Below are 13,762 nucleotides of genomic sequence, written 5' to 3'. Positions count from 1 at the left end.
CTTATGAGACTGCCTGTCAGCAAGCCCGTCAATCCCTCGCGCACGACTTGTTGACCCGGCGTCTACGAAGCGGCAGCCTGCCCCACATGCCGACATTCGACCTGTACACCACGGACCCCGAGGACCCCCACTGGCAGGTACCGGCGACCGGCGCGGCCCGCTTCAGCTGGGAGTACGACAACGGCCGCGACCGCCTCCTCGCCCTCTACCAGAAGGGCAAGGACAAGCAGTGGGACGGGCGGACGCGTATCGACTGGGACCTCGAAGTCGATCCGTGCGACGCCCTCGGCACCCCCGACGAGTCCATCTCCCTCTACGGCACCAAGTACTGGGCGAAGTTCACCGACCAGGACAAGGGTGAACTCCGCAAGCACCTCGCCTCCTGGCAGTTCAGCCAGTTCCTGCACGGCGAGCAGGGCGCGATGGTGTGCGCCGCGAGGATCGTCGAGTCCGCCCCCGACCTCGACGCCAAGTTCTACTCGGCGACCCAGACCATGGACGAGGCCCGGCACGCGGAGATCTACGGCCGTTTCCTGCACGAGAAGATCGGGATGCTGTACCCGGTCAACGACAACCTCCAGTCCCTGCTGGGCGACACGCTCCGCGACTCGCGCTGGGACATGCCCTACCTCGGCATGCAGGTCCTGATCGAGGGCCTCGCGCTGGCCGCCTTCGGCATGATCCGCGACACCACCGACAAGCCCCTGCCCAAGCAGATCCTCGCGTACGTCATGCAGGACGAGGCCCGGCACGTGGCCTTCGGGCGCATGGCACTGCGGGACTACTACAAGCAGCTCTCCGACGCCGAACTCCGTGAACGCGAGGAGTTCGTGATCCAGGGCTGCTACCTGATGCGCGACCGGCTGCGTGGAGTGGAGGTCCTGGAGAACTTCGGTATCCCCAGGGCGGAGGCCGAGGAGTACAGCGAGCAGTCCGAATTCCTCGCTCTCTTCCGGCGGTTGCTCTTCTCCCGGATCGTCCCCTGCGTCAAGGACATCGGCCTGTGGGGCCCACGCCTCCAACAGGCCTACGTGGACATGGGCGTCTTCGAGATGGGCGACTCCAATCTCGACCTCCTCATGGCCCAGGACGAGGAACTCGCCGAGAAACTGGACGCGGAGCGCTTCGCGGCGGAGGAGCGGGAGCGGGTCGCCGAGGTGGGTGAAGCCATCGAGGAGGGGGCCGCTCACATGGAGTAACGTACTGACGTGTCCACGCCCCAGGGTCCGTACGGGCCGCAGAATCCATACGGCCAGCAGTTTCCCCAGGCTCCGCAGGGCCCTTACGCCCCGGGCCCGTACGGTCAGCAACAGCCGTACGGCGCACCGCCCGTGCAGCAGCCACAACCGCAGCAGCAACCGCAGTACGGGAACCCGTACCCCCAACAGCCGCCGTACGGTGCTCCGTTCCCCCAGCAGCAGCCGTACGGCTGGGGCGCGCCGCCTGTCGCCCCGCCCCCGAAGCGGCGTCCGCTCATGGTGATCCTCGCCGTCGTGGGCGGACTCGTCGCCCTGGGCGTGGCGGGCTCGCTCATGCGCGGGGTCGAGGAGACGGGTACCCCCTTCCCGGCGGCCGAGTACACCCTCGACCTGCCCAAGACGCTGTTGGACGGCCGCTACGAACTCGACCAGGACCTCTCCGACTCCCCGGCCGCCCGGTCGATCGAGAAGGAGGCGGACGGCGCCTGGGGCTACAAGGACCTGAAGGCGGCCGTCGGCGAGTACACCCTGGGCGGTGACCAGGCCAAGGGCGGACTCGTGGTCTCGGGCATGTACGGGCAGTTCAAGCACCCCGACCGGATGCGGGAGAGCCTGCTGTCGGGTGCGGCGCGGGGCGAGGGTATCCAGCTCGCCGTATCCGCGGAGGACTTTCACCCCGAGGGCGCCGACGGGATCACCGTCACCTGCGAGGTCCTCACGAAGGGCCAGGCCGCCACGGCGATGACGGTCCCCGTCTGCGCCTGGGGCGACGGCAACACGGGCGCGGCGGTGGCCGAGTTGGCGCCGGACACGATGAACCAGGACCCGTTCAAGGTCGACCTGGACAAGGCGGCGGCGACCACCCTCCGGATCCGCTCGGAGATGCGCAAGCCGATCTAGACCGAGCAGCCCAGGTCGTCCGGGATCTCCAGGGCCGTGACCGGCTGCGCCCCCTGCGCCGGGTACGGCGTGCGCAGTGTGAACGCGTACGGCGTCGGGCCGTTCGTGCGCAGGTGCAGCAGGCGGGACTCGGCCTCGGCGACCGTGGGGCGGTGACCGGCCGGAACCCACCACATCGTCACCATCGCCTCCTGCACCCGTTCGAAGAACTCCCGGCGGCGGGCGAGCATCTCGCGGTGCCGGCCCTGGTACATGTACGCCGTCAACGCGTCGGTGTCCCGCCACACCGACATGTTGATGATCAGCCACTCGTCGCCGAAGACGGACACGTCCGTCGCGTCGCCCGACTCGCCCTCCAGGCGCCAGACGAAGCCGTCGGCGGCGTCCGCGTCGGCGTTGACGGGGTCGAGGTTGTCGACGAAGTCCTTCAACTGCGCCGAGTCCAGAGGTGCGCTGAGGCGGCCGATGTTCACCTGGGCGAGTTCGTATGCATGGGCTTCAATCATGGACCGAACGTTAGGTCGGTAGCCCGCGCTCCTCAACCCCCGTCTCACTCCTTGGAGTTGAGCACCGCCTCCATCACCGCCCGGGCGATCGGCGCCGCCACCCCGCCGCCGGTGATGTCCCCCCGGTCCGTCGACGCGTCCTCCACCACCACGGCCACCGCGACCTTCGGTTCCATGTCCCGATCGCCCTGCGCCCAGGACACGAACCAGGCATAGGGCGTCCCGGCGTTGCCGACGCCGTGCTGGGCCGTGCCGGTCTTGCCGCCCACGGTGGCTCCGGCAATGGCGGCGTTGGTGCCGGTGCCCTCGGTGACCACCTGCGCCATGAGCTCCTTCAGCCGTGCGGCCGTCGAGGGCTGCATCGCCTGCCGTACCGGACGGGAGCCCGCCGTCGCCACGATGGCGCCGGCGTCCGTGGTGGTCCGCTCCACCAGATAGGGCGTGCGGATCTGACCGCCGTTGGCGACGGCCGCCGAGACCATCGCCATCTGCAGCGGGGTCGCGCGGGTGTTGTACTGACCGATCGACGACAGCGCCAACTGCGCCTTGTCGACGGTCGGATCGAAGGTGCTCCGGGCCACCGAGAACGGGATCCGCAGCGAGTGGTCGTTGAAGCCGAAGGCGTGCGCGGTGGCCGTCATGTCACCCACCCCCACGTCCACGCCGAGCTTCGCGAACACCGTGTTGCACGACCATCTGAAGGCCTCCCGCAGGGAGAGATCCGCACAGCCGTCGGACTCGTTGGTCAGCGAGGTCCGGGTCCCGGGCAGCCGGTAGGGCGCGGGCGAGTCGGTCGGCGCGTCCACGTCCGTCACCACGCCGGCGTCCAGTGCCGCAGCCGCGGTGACGACCTTGAACGTCGACCCCGGCGGATAGGTCTGCCGTACCGCCCGGTTGAGCATCGGCCTGTCCACGTCGGCGTTGAGCCGGGCCCAGGACCTGCCCACCCGCGGGTCGTTGCCCGACAGTGCCCCCGGGTCGTACGACGGTGAGGACACCAGCGCCAGGATCCGCCCCGTCGACGGCTCCACGGCGGCCACCGCCCCCTTGCGCCCGCCGAGCCCGCGGTAAGCCGCCCTCTGCGCGGCCCCGTTGAGCGTGGTGACGACGTTCCCGCCCGGGTTGTGCCTGCGCGTGAAGTCGTTCCACAGCGGGAACGGCGTCAGCAGCGGGTCCGCGCCCGACAGGACCCCGTCCTCGGCGTGTTCCAGCAGGGTCGTGCCGTACTCCTGCGAGGCGAAACCGGTGACCGGCGCGTACAACGGCCCGTCCGTGTACGTCCGTTCGTAGCGCAGCTGCTCCGCGGTGTCCCGGGACCCCGTGACCGGCCGCCCGCCCACCAGGATGTCGCCGCGCTGCCGGTCGTAACGGGCGATGTTCTCCCGGCGGTTGGCCGGGTTCTCGTCGTGGGCGCGGGCCTCGACGACCTGGAGGCGGACGGCGTTGACGAGGAGCGCCGTCAGCAGCAGGGCGCAGAAGACGGCGGCGTGCCGGATGTAACGGGTCATGCCGGGCCCTCGCGTCGTCACGGGGTCTCCTCTCCGTCGTACTGACCGCGGGCCGAGTCGCTCACCCGGATCAGCAGCGCCACGATCGCCCAGTTGGTGACGACCGACGAGCCGCCCTGCGCGAGGAACGGCATCGCCATGCCGGTGAGCGGGATCAGCCCGCCGACCCCGCCCGCGATCACGAACACCTGGAGCGCCACGATCGAGGCGAGACCCGTCGCCAGCAGCCGCCCGAACGGGTCCCGCAGCGCGAGCCCCGCCCGGTAGCCGCGCTCCACGAGCAGGCCGTACAGCAGGAAGATCGCGGACAGTCCGGCCAGGCCCAGCTCCTCGCCGGCCGTCGCCAGGATGAAGTCGGACTTCGCCGCGAAGCCGATCAGGATCGAGTGCCCGAGCCCGAGCCCGGTGCCGAGGATCCCGCCCGCGGCGAACGCGAACAGGGACTGCGCGAGCTGGTTCGGGCCCTGGCCCGCCTTGATCGACGCGAACGGATGCAGCCAGTCCTCCACCCTGCTGTGCACATGCGGCTCCAGCCAGCCCACGGCGAAGGCACCGACGGCGGCCAGCAGCAGCCCCAGCGCGATCCAGCCGGTGAGCCCGGTGGCGACGTACAGGAGAACGACGAACAGGCCGAAGAACAGCAGCGAGGTGCCGAGATCCCGCTCCAGGACCAGCACCCCCACGCTGACCAGCCAGATGGCGAGGAGGGGGCCCAGTACCCGCCCGGTGGGCAGTTGCAGGCCCCAGAACCGTCGGCCCGCGAACGCCAGCGCGTTCCGGTTGGCTGCCAGGTACGCGGCGAAGAACACCGCGAGCAGCACCTTCGCGAACTCGCCCGGCTGGATGGAGAACCCGGCGATCCGGATCCAGATGCGGGCGCCGTTCACGGCGGGGAACAGGATCGGGAGGATCAGCAGCACCAGCGCGGCGGCGACACAGACGTAGGCGTACCGCTGGAGCACGCGATGGTCGCGCAGCGCGAGCACGACCACGATGAACAGGGTCACCCCGACCGTGGACCACACCAGCTGGGCGGGGGCCGCGCGGTCGCCGGGCGTCTCCAGGTCGAGCCGGTGGATGAGCACCAGCCCCAGGCCGTTGAGCAGCACACCGATGGGCAGCAGGAGCGGATCCGCGTATGGCGCCCGCAGACGTACGGCGATATGGGCGAGCAGCGCGAGCGTGCCGAGCCCGGCGCCGTAACCGGCGGCGCCGGGCGGGAGGGTGCCGTTCTTGGCGAGGCCGACAGCGCAGTAGCCGTACACGCAGAGCAGGACGGCGAGGACGAGGAGGGCCAGTTCGATGCCACGGCGCCGGGGCAGGCGTGCCGCGGAAACGGCGGCGTCCGCGGGGGCCACGGTGGTTCCGGCCTTGGTCATGTCCGGAACCTACCCAAATCAGACGTGATGTCTGCCTAGCTCGTGCGGGGTGTCAGCACGTGCGTGGCGTGGCACCGAAGACGTGGATGTACCGGGCCGAACCCCAGGCCCAGGTGCCGTCCGTGAGGAGGTACCAGGTGGAGTTGCCGTCGATGTTCTGGCCGCCGGTCTTGCAGAAGATCGTGACGGAGTCGCCGTTCGCGGCCCACCGGATGATCTGCCCGCCCCGGTTCGGCGCACTGCGCAGCGCGAGCGAACTGGCCGTCACGACGCCCTTGTAGAGCCGCGGGTTGCTGTTCTGGTTGCTGACCTGGTTCTGGTTGCTGTTCTGGTGACTCGGGTCCTGATTCTGACCCTGTCCCTGTCCTTGCCACTGGTTCTGCCCCTGCCCCTGCCCCTGCTCATGTCCCTGCCCCTGCCCCTGGTCCTGCTGGTTCCCCCAGTCGCTGCCGGAGTCCCCCCAGTCGTCCTCGGCGACGGCGGGCGTGCCGAGGGCCGTGACGGCGAGAGCGCCGACGGCGACGGCTATGGAGAGTCGTGAGCGCAGGGACATGGGAGCCTCCGTGAACGGGGTACGAACCTGACTATTCGCCACGTTAGGAGGCGGCCGGGAAGGTCGCCTTTCGAACTGGGCCATAGGAGAACTCGGCGTGGGGCCCTTCCTGGGAGAAGCCGGCCAGGCACTACCGCAAGGTCAGGGTCGCGACCGCCCCACCGTCATCCGCGTTCGAGAACGCGAGCCGGGCCCCCAGCACCTCCGCCTGTCCCACCGCGATGGTCAGCCCCAGCCCGTGCCCCCGCGCCCCGCCCTCCGTACGGAACCGCTGCGGCCCGTGCTCGACGAGATAGTCGGGGAACCCGTCCCCGTGGTCCCGAACGGTCACCACCGTCCCGTCGACCGTCAGGGACACCGGTCCCCGCCCGTGCCGATGCGCGTTGGCCACCAGATTCCCCAGCACCCGCTCCAGCCGCCGCCGGTCGGTGTCCACGGCCGCATCCCGCACCACGACGACCTCGGTGTCGGTCCCCGACACCCGCACCACCCGCTCGGCCACCGCGGCCAGCCGTTCCGTGTCCACTTCCAGCCGCTCCCGCCCGGTCTCCAGCCGGGAGATCTCCAACAGGTCCTCGGTCAGCGTCCGCAACGCCCCCACCCGGTCCCGCACCAGCTCCGTGGGCCGCCCCGGCGGCAACAGCTCGGCGGCCGCGTGCAACCCGGTCAGAGGGGTCCGCAACTCATGCGCGACATCCGCCGTGAACCGCTGCTCGCTCAGCAGCTTCCCCTGCAGTGACGCCGCCATGGAGTCCAGCGCGGCGGCCACCGCGGCCACCTCGTCCTGCGGCCGCGACGGATCCTTCGTGCGCGGATCGTCGACGCGCGCGTCGAGGTCGCCCGCGCTGATCCGCCGGGCCACCCGCGCGGTCGTGTGCAGCCGCTTGGTCACCCGGGTGACCGCGAACGCCCCCACCAGCAGCGTCGCCGTGATCGCCAGCCCCGACGACCACAGGATCGCCCGGTCGAGCGCCGCGATCGTCCGCGCGTTCTGCGAGTAGTCGACCTCCACGGCCAGCGACCGGTTCCCGTCGGCCGGACCCGCCGCCCACATCGTGGGCCGCCCGCGGTGCACGCCGACCATCGTGCCGCGGTCGCCAGCTGCCGCCAACGCCCGCAACGACCCGGGCAGATCCGGCGGATCCACACCGGCGTCCCACTTCAGCGTGTCCCCGGCCTCGTACGCCTCGGTCGCGTCCTTCAGCCGGCTCAGCGCCAGGTCACGTGCCTCGCCGACGGTCTGGTTCGTCACCGAGACGTGCACGAGGACACCGAGCAGCGCGGCGAGCGCGCAGCACATGACGGTGATGAAGACGGCGGCCTTCACCGCGAGGGTGCCGGACCAGCGGGGGAGCGCGAGTCTCATCGCGCGCTCGCGGACGGGCTGGGCGAGCCGCCGGGGGCACGGGTGCTCTTGCCCGTCCGGAGCATCTCGTCGTGGGTGAGGAGCATCGCCTTCTGCACCTGGTCCCAGGTCCACTGGAGGCGGTACTCGTACCCGGCCACCTCGGACGGCGAACGGATGATGACGGACCGCCCGGCCAGCTCCACCCCGCTGACCGCGTCCTCCCAGTGCATGACCTGCACGAGCCGGTGCTTCTCGACGGTGTACACGCGTACGGCGGTGATGTTGCCGGGCAACTGGAGGAAGCCCAGCGTCAGGTCGTCGCGCCCGTCACCGGTCAGATCGCGGTAGTACGGCTCGAGGACGGGGCACGCCTTCCCGGCCGCGCCGCTCCTGCCGCAGTCGGCCATCAGGCGGGCCGTCCGTACGTAGCCGCCCGCGGCGTAGTCGGCGGGTGCCGACTTGATCTCGGCGCGCACGACCGCGACCGGGTCCACCGCGCGGATGTCGTCACCGGGCACGGCGACGCCCTTGACGACGTGCCGGTCCACCTCGTCGATCGTGAAGGCGGGGCTGGAGGCGGGCGTCAGCCGCGGCCACAGCCGGTCCGGGCTGATCGCGGTCGGCGTCGACCCCGCACCGACCAGGTCACCCGCGTCACCGCAGCCCGCCGCGGCCACCAGCAGCAGGGCGACGGCGGCGACGGCACGGGTCGTACGGGGCGCGCGGCGGGCGGGTGGCACTGTGCTCCTGGGGTTTGCGCCTGAGGTCCGGGCCGGGGCGTGCGTCGGCCCCGGCCACCTTATTCGTGTGCAAGTCCTCTTTGCGTTCCGGCTGCTCCGGGCGGCCTACTCGGTCAGCTCCTCCAGCAGCCGGGCCGTCGGGAGACCGGCCCGGAGGTACTCGACGAACAGTTCGTTGTGCAGCGCCCACGGCGAGCGCCGGCCCCGGATCAGCCGGATCGCCTCGTCGGCCGTATGCCCCCTGCGGACCAGGGCGTGCGCCACGACCAGGCCCGAGCGGTTGTAGCCGTGGTAACAGCGGACGAGGACCCTGCGGCCCTCGTCCAGTGCGTCGCTCGCGGCCCGCGCGAGGCGCATCACCCCCGCGAGCTGGGTGCCGTCCAGCGGGCCGTCCGGGATCGGCCACACATGGTGCTCGACACCGGGATCGGGACCGTGCCCCGGCAGCCGCAACAGCGTCTGCACGACATCGAACTCGTCCCGTACGACGGCGAACTCCCGTTGCCCGGAAAGGCCCCGGAACTCGTGCCCGCCCATCCACAGCCCGGGCACGATCTCGTCCCACGCCCGGTCCGGAGCCGGTACATCGGGTTGCTTCCTGCGGGTCCGCAACAGCGCCTCCCCAAGCCCCTGCGACAAGCCCTGCAACGCACCTCAAAGGTAACCGCCTTCTTGCCTGCGCAGCACCCCGCCTGTTCCCATGGTCCGTGGGGTGATGGTGCATGAGCGGACTACGCGTCGTACCGACCTGGCGCCATGGTCAGGAACGGCTGTACGTCTGCCTCACGGACGGCAGGAACATCGCCTGGTACGACCGTGAGGCGGCCCGGATCAATCTGCTGAGCGAGGACCGCAGAGAGGACGTGCTGGACGCCCTCGGTCCCTTCCTGACCGGCCGGGTGGCCGTGGGCCCACCCCCCGTGCCGACGCCCGCCGAACTGGCCCGGCTCTCCCTCCATCCCGACGACGACCTCGCACCCAACCGGCCCGGCGAGTCCCTCCAGATCGCCCTCGACCGGGACCCGGGGCCCTCGCACCGGCTCCGCCGCGACCCCCGTCGGCACGCCCTGGAAGCCGAGCAGACGGTGGGCGACGCGCTGGACCGCCTCGACGGCGCGGGCTGGCACACCCTGCACTCCGTCCCCCTCCCCGGCGGCGACCGCATCCACCATCTGACTATCGGCCCCGGCGGACTGTTCGCCGTGCACACCCTGTACGCCCGCAAGCAGCGCGTCACGGTCGCCGACCCGATGGTCGCCCTCGGCCGCCGCGAACCCCGGCCGGTGCTGCGCCGCGTCCGTGCCGACGCCGACCGGGCCACCTACGCCCTCACGGCCGAGGTCCACCCGGTCCTCGCCCTCGTCGGCCCCACGGACATCGCGATCACCCTCCGGCCTCGCGAGACACGCATCCTCAAGGACACGGACCTCGACGACCTCGTCCGCCTCGGCGGCGTACTCAAACCGGCGGACGTGGAGGCCCTCCACGCCATGGCAAGAGACCGCCACACCTGGACAAAGACCTGACCCGACACCCCAGGGGCGCGGGGAACCGCGCACCCGAGCACAAGCGCCCTGCACCCGCCAAGCCGCCCGCCCCGGCCCCCACCCAGGGGCGCGGGGAACGGCGCACCCGAGCACAATCGCGCTGTACCCGCCAGGTCTCCCGCCCCGGCCCCCACCCAGGGGCGCGGGGAACGGCGCACCCGAGCACAATCGCGCTGTACCCGCCAGGTCTCCCGCCCCGGCACCCACCCAGGGGCGCGGGGAACCGCGCACCCGAGCACAAGCGCCCTGCACCCACCAAGCCACCCGACCGGCACCCACCCAGGGGCGCACCCAGCCACAACACACCCGCACTCGCCAACCCACCCCCCCACCCCGGACGGGCCGCTCACGGCAACGCCGCCGCCCCGTGACCATCGAGAAGCGGAGCCAACAGGTCACCGTAATCCTGTAGCCGTGCCTCCATGTCCCCGGCCTGGAAGGCGAGTTGCCCCGACGCCCCACACTCCGACACCTCCGCCCACGTCACAGGCGCCGACACGAGCGGCCGCTCCCGGGCCCGCAGGGTGTACGGCGTGGCCGTGGTCTTACGGGCCGCGTTCTGACTCCAGTCGACGAAGACCTTCCCGGGCCGCAGACTGCGGGTCATCCGGTGCAGGGCCAGCCGGGGCATCGCCCGCTCCGCCTCCACCGCGAGCTTCCTGGCGTACTCCGAGACCTGGTCGGAAGACGCCCCCCGGACCGCCGCCAGCAGATGCAGCCCCTTCGACCCGGCGGTCTTCGGGTACGCCTCGATACCGTCCGCGGCCAACCGCTCCCGCAGCCACAGCGCGACCTCGCAGCACGCGACGATCGTGGCGGGCGGACCCGGGTCCAGGTCGAGGACCAGACGGTCGGCCTCGTCGGGCGCGTCGACCACCCACTGGTGGGTGTGGAACTCGGTGACCAGATTCGCGGCCCACATCAGACTCGCGAGGTCCTGGACCAGCACCATGCGGGCCGGCCCCTCCGAGCGCGGCACCTCGGCCGTGGTGACCCAGTCGGGCGTGCCAGGAGGGACGTTCTTGGCGAAGAACACCTGCCCCTCGGGGCCGTCCGGATAGCGCAGGAAGGAGACCGCGCGGTCACGCAGATGGGGGAGCAGGACTTCGGCGGTCGTGGCGTAGTAGTGCAGCACCTCGCCCTTGGTGAAGCCGGTCGCCGGATACAGCACCTTCTCCAGGTTGCTGAGCGTGACCCTCCGCCCGTCCACCTCTGTGATCGGCGTCATACCATGAGAATCCCACGGAAAGTTGCTCATAACGCCATGAAAGGTGCTGATCGTGCGATCCATATGGAACGGCGCCATCTCGTTCGGCCTGGTCAGCATTCCGATCAAGCTGGTGAACGCCACCGAGAGCCACTCGATCTCCTTCCGCCAGATCCACACCGAGGACGGCGGCCGCATCCGCTACCGCAAGGTGTGCGAACTGGAGGACCGCGAGGTCACCCAGGCCGAGATCGGCAAGGCGTACGAGGACGCGGACGGCACCGTCATTCCGATCACCGACGAGGACCTGGCCCACCTGCCGCTTCCGACGGCGAAGACCATCGAGATCGTCGCCTTCGTACCGGGCGACCGGATCGACCCGCTCCAGATGGACGCCTCGTACTACCTCCAGGCGGGCGGCGTCCCCGCAGCGAAGCCGTACATCCTGCTGAGGGAGGCGCTGAAGCGCAGCAACAAGGTGGCCATCGCCAAGTTCGCGCTGCGCGGGCGGGAACGGCTGGGCATGCTGCGGGTGGTGGAGGACGCCATCGCGCTGCACGGCCTGCTGTGGCCGGACGAGGTCCGCGCGCCCGAGGGACTCGCCCCCGACACCAAGGTCACCGTCAGCGACAAGGAACTCGACCTGGCCGACGCCCTGATGGACACCCTCGGCGAGATCGACCTCGACGAACTGCACGACGAGTACCGCGAGGCCCTGGAGGAGGTCGTCGCCGCGAAGGCCGCGGGCGAGGCCCCGCCCCAGAGTCCCGAACCGGCCCGCAGCGGCAAGGTCCTCGACCTGATGGCGGCGCTGGAGAAGAGCGTGCGGGACGCCAAAGAGTCGCGGGGCGAGGAACCGGCGGAGGTCAGACAGCTGCCCCAGCGGAAGTCGGCGCGGGCCGCACCGAAGCAGACGGGCGGAAAGAAGTCGACGTCCGCCACGAAGAGGACGACGGCCGCCAAGAAGGCGACGGCGAAGTCGTCACAGGGAACGAGGAAGACGGCGGCATCGGCGAAGAAGACCGCGACCGCGAAGACCGCGACCGCGAAGAAGACGGCGTCGGCGAAAAAGACGACCGCGAAGACGACCGCCCGCAAGAAGACCGCATGACCTGCGTACTGCCCCCGAAACGGCTCGGCAGCCGCAGGTCCCGGTCTCGGTCCCGTCAGCTACTCGGCGACGTCAGCCGACGAGCTTCGCGGACTCGATGACCACCGGTTCGACCGGCACGTCACCGTGACCACGGCTGCTGCCGGTCGGCACGACCTTGATCCGGTCGACGACGTCCTTGCCCTCGACGACCTTGCCGAACACGGCGTAGCCCCAGCCGTTCGGTGTCTGGGACTTGTAGTTGAGGAACTCGTTGTCCCCGACGTTGATGAAGAACTGGGCGGTCGCGGAGTGCGGGGCGTTGGTACGCGCCATCGCCACGGTGTACTCGTCGTTCTTCAGCCCGTTGTCGGCCTCGTTCTGGACCGGCTCCAGGGTGGACTTCTGCTGCATCTGCTGGGTGAAGCCACCGCCCTGGACCATGAAGCCGTCGATCACCCGGTGGAAGATCGTGCCGTCGTAGTGCCCGTTGCCGACATACGTCAGGAAGTTCTCGACGGTCTTGGGTGCCTCGGCGTCGGCCAGCTCGAGAACGATGCGGCCGAAGTTGGTGGTCAGCTCGACCCTGGACATGGGAATCGTCCCTTTCTGGTGGGCAATGGCCGAAGCATCTTGTCACACGGCTGTGCGGAGGGGTGAGCGCCGCCGTCGCTCCGAGGGGGACCGGCGACGACGGGCGCAGCGGTTCAGGCCCGCCCGGCATGAGCCGCCTCCCGCCGGAACGCCCACCGCATCTCCGGCTCCACCACACACCGAAGGGCCCGCCGGACGGGTGGCGTACACAGCAGGGTCACGACGGTGGCGGCGACGAGGGCGGCCACGCCGACACCGAACGGCCCGTGGACCCACGCGGGCCCGTACCAGCCCCAGAAGCGGGCGCCCTGGACGAGGAAGCCGTGCAGCAGATAGCCGTAGAGGGTGCCCGCGCCCAGCACGGTGAACCAGGTCCGCCGCCCCGGCACCAGGGCGAGGAAGCAGCCGACCAGCACCAGCGAGCACCCGAAGGCGACCAGCGTCATCACCGGACCCGACCAGGCGGGTCCGCCCAACTCCTGGGCGCTGTCCCGGTGGTAGAACCAGGCTCCGCTCATCCGCGGCGCGACCCAGTAGGCCGCCACGAGCGCACCGGCGAACACCGGCACCGCCACCACCCGCACCGCACGCCGCCGTACCAGCCGGAAGTGCTCCGGCCGAAGAAACAGCCCCAGCACGAAGTACGGCAGGAACTGCAGGACGCGCTGGAGGTCGAGGTCGTCCCCGATGGACGGCGTGAGGGTCGCGAGCATCGCCACGGCCAGCGCGATCGGCACCGGATGACGCACCCGCTGCCACAGCGGCGTGGTCAGCCGCCACACGAACAACGCCACCAGGAACCACGTCAGATACAGCGGATCCAGCAGACTCACCGGCCGGTCCGGCACCTGGTCGGTCCACCGGGTGAAGAATGTGTACGCCGTCTCGAACACCACATACGGCACGACGAGCCCCGTCACCAACCGCCGCAGCCGCCCGGGACTCCAGTCGAAGTTCCGCGAGAAGTACCCGGACACGACGATGAACGCCGGCATGTGAAAGGCGTACACGAGCAGATACAGCGCGGACACCCCCCGACTCCCGTCCCGCAACGGCTCCCACGCATGCCCCACCGCGACCAGCACGATCGCCAGGTACTTGGCGTTGTCGAAGAAGGCGTCCCGCTCCTTCGGACGCTCGACTGCGGGTCTTTCCTGAGATCCGGCTGTGAGAAGTGGTTCGCGCATCCCG

At 70.6% G+C, this 13,762-nt stretch carries 14 protein-coding genes; 4 read left to right on the top strand and 10 right to left on the bottom strand.

The features are described from left to right. The first annotated feature begins 86 nt into the window (after positions 1-86). Both ACFYRX_RS00720 and ACFYRX_RS00715 read left to right on the top strand, forming a co-directional pair. Entirely contained in the window at positions 87-1,199 is a 1,113-nt protein-coding gene (locus ACFYRX_RS00720) for a ferritin-like domain-containing protein (protein ID WP_389095324.1), read from the top strand. 9 nt (positions 1,200-1,208) lie between these two features. Beyond that, positions 1,209-2,099: a hypothetical protein gene (locus tag ACFYRX_RS00715; RefSeq protein ID WP_389095322.1), complete on the top strand. Its 891-nt coding sequence runs from the start codon at positions 1,209-1,211 to the stop codon at positions 2,097-2,099. Here the strand turns inward: ACFYRX_RS00715 and ACFYRX_RS00710 are convergent. The 7 genes from ACFYRX_RS00710 to ACFYRX_RS00680 form a co-directional block, all read right to left on the bottom strand. Beyond that, complete coding sequence (locus tag ACFYRX_RS00710; RefSeq protein WP_389095320.1) at positions 2,096-2,605, bottom strand: DUF3291 domain-containing protein; 510 nt, start codon at positions 2,603-2,605, stop codon at positions 2,096-2,098. The two genes, ACFYRX_RS00715 and ACFYRX_RS00710, sit on opposite strands and share 4 nt — an antisense overlap. Before the next feature lie 44 nt (positions 2,606-2,649). Continuing rightward, positions 2,650-4,113 carry a peptidoglycan D,D-transpeptidase FtsI family protein gene (locus ACFYRX_RS00705; protein ID WP_389096865.1) on the bottom strand — a complete coding sequence of 488 codons (1,464 nt, stop codon included), beginning with the start codon at positions 4,111-4,113 and terminating at the stop codon, positions 2,650-2,652. Positions 4,114-4,130: 17 nt separating this feature from the next. Further along, complete coding sequence (locus ACFYRX_RS00700) at positions 4,131-5,492, bottom strand: FtsW/RodA/SpoVE family cell cycle protein (RefSeq protein WP_389095318.1); 1,362 nt, start codon at positions 5,490-5,492, stop codon at positions 4,131-4,133. Between the two features lie 52 nt (positions 5,493-5,544). Next, positions 5,545-6,045 carry an SH3 domain-containing protein gene (locus ACFYRX_RS00695; RefSeq protein ID WP_389095316.1) on the bottom strand — a complete coding sequence of 167 codons (501 nt, stop codon included), beginning with the start codon at positions 6,043-6,045 and terminating at the stop codon, positions 5,545-5,547. A 130-nt stretch (positions 6,046-6,175) separates the two neighbouring features. Next, on the bottom strand, positions 6,176-7,411 hold the full coding sequence (locus ACFYRX_RS00690; RefSeq protein WP_389095314.1) for an ATP-binding protein: 1,236 nt from the start codon (positions 7,409-7,411) through the stop codon (positions 6,176-6,178). Then, the gene (locus ACFYRX_RS00685) at positions 7,408-8,133 is read right to left on the bottom strand and encodes a hypothetical protein (protein ID WP_389095312.1); all 726 of its coding nucleotides are present in this window, start codon (positions 8,131-8,133) and stop codon (positions 7,408-7,410) included. The genes ACFYRX_RS00690 and ACFYRX_RS00685 overlap by 4 nt, the downstream gene beginning before the upstream one ends. Before the next feature lie 105 nt (positions 8,134-8,238). Beyond that, positions 8,239-8,745 carry a dual specificity protein phosphatase family protein gene (locus ACFYRX_RS00680; protein WP_389096863.1) on the bottom strand — a complete coding sequence of 169 codons (507 nt, stop codon included), beginning with the start codon at positions 8,743-8,745 and terminating at the stop codon, positions 8,239-8,241. A gap of 110 nt (positions 8,746-8,855) precedes the next feature. Between ACFYRX_RS00680 and ACFYRX_RS00675 the strand changes: the two genes are divergently transcribed. Then, positions 8,856-9,659 carry a nuclease-related domain-containing protein gene (locus ACFYRX_RS00675; protein ID WP_389095310.1) on the top strand — a complete coding sequence of 268 codons (804 nt, stop codon included), beginning with the start codon at positions 8,856-8,858 and terminating at the stop codon, positions 9,657-9,659. A 367-nt stretch (positions 9,660-10,026) separates the two neighbouring features. On the opposite strand, the gene ligD is transcribed toward ACFYRX_RS00675, so the two are convergent. Then, positions 10,027-10,908 carry a non-homologous end-joining DNA ligase gene (ligD, locus tag ACFYRX_RS00670; protein ID WP_389095308.1) on the bottom strand — a complete coding sequence of 294 codons (882 nt, stop codon included), beginning with the start codon at positions 10,906-10,908 and terminating at the stop codon, positions 10,027-10,029. 43 nt (positions 10,909-10,951) lie between these two features. On the opposite strand from ligD, the gene ACFYRX_RS00665 reads away from it, so the two are divergent. Beyond that, the gene (locus ACFYRX_RS00665) at positions 10,952-11,998 is read left to right on the top strand and encodes a Ku protein (RefSeq protein ID WP_389095306.1); all 1,047 of its coding nucleotides are present in this window, start codon (positions 10,952-10,954) and stop codon (positions 11,996-11,998) included. A gap of 72 nt (positions 11,999-12,070) precedes the next feature. On the opposite strand, the gene ACFYRX_RS00660 is transcribed toward ACFYRX_RS00665, so the two are convergent. Both ACFYRX_RS00660 and ACFYRX_RS00655 read right to left on the bottom strand, forming a co-directional pair. Then, entirely contained in the window at positions 12,071-12,571 is a 501-nt protein-coding gene (locus tag ACFYRX_RS00660; RefSeq protein ID WP_389095304.1) for a peptidylprolyl isomerase, read from the bottom strand. A 113-nt stretch (positions 12,572-12,684) separates the two neighbouring features. Continuing rightward, positions 12,685-13,758, bottom strand: coding sequence for an acyltransferase family protein (locus tag ACFYRX_RS00655; RefSeq protein ID WP_389095302.1), 1,074 nt, complete (start codon positions 13,756-13,758; stop codon positions 12,685-12,687). Between the last annotated feature and the right edge of the window lie 4 nt (positions 13,759-13,762).

This window comes from Streptomyces sp. NPDC005374 (genome assembly GCF_042872225.1).
Classification (GTDB): Bacteria; Actinomycetota; Actinomycetes; order Streptomycetales; family Streptomycetaceae; genus Streptomyces.
This window is presented reverse-complemented; position numbering and strand designations above follow the sequence as displayed.

What these genes read in the sequence shown, in the direction of transcription:
- ACFYRX_RS00720 (WP_389095324.1), top strand. Translation starts at nt 87, where the DNA reads ATGCCGACATTCGACCTGTACACCACGGACCCCGAGGACCCCCACTGG.
- ACFYRX_RS00710 (WP_389095320.1), bottom strand. Translation starts at nt 2,605, where the DNA reads ATGATTGAAGCCCATGCATACGAACTCGCCCAGGTGAACATCGGCCGC.
- ACFYRX_RS00705 (WP_389096865.1), bottom strand. Translation starts at nt 4,113, where the DNA reads ATGACCCGTTACATCCGGCACGCCGCCGTCTTCTGCGCCCTGCTGCTG.
- ACFYRX_RS00700 (WP_389095318.1), bottom strand. Translation starts at nt 5,492, where the DNA reads ATGACCAAGGCCGGAACCACCGTGGCCCCCGCGGACGCCGCCGTTTCC.
- ACFYRX_RS00695 (WP_389095316.1), bottom strand. Translation starts at nt 6,045, where the DNA reads ATGTCCCTGCGCTCACGACTCTCCATAGCCGTCGCCGTCGGCGCTCTC.
- ACFYRX_RS00690 (WP_389095314.1), bottom strand. Translation starts at nt 7,411, where the DNA reads ATGAGACTCGCGCTCCCCCGCTGGTCCGGCACCCTCGCGGTGAAGGCC.
- ACFYRX_RS00675 (WP_389095310.1), top strand. Translation starts at nt 8,856, where the DNA reads ATGAGCGGACTACGCGTCGTACCGACCTGGCGCCATGGTCAGGAACGG.
- ligD (WP_389095308.1), bottom strand. Translation starts at nt 10,908, where the DNA reads ATGACGCCGATCACAGAGGTGGACGGGCGGAGGGTCACGCTCAGCAAC.
- ACFYRX_RS00660 (WP_389095304.1), bottom strand. Translation starts at nt 12,571, where the DNA reads ATGTCCAGGGTCGAGCTGACCACCAACTTCGGCCGCATCGTTCTCGAG.
- ACFYRX_RS00655 (WP_389095302.1), bottom strand. Translation starts at nt 13,758, where the DNA reads ATGCGCGAACCACTTCTCACAGCCGGATCTCAGGAAAGACCCGCAGTC.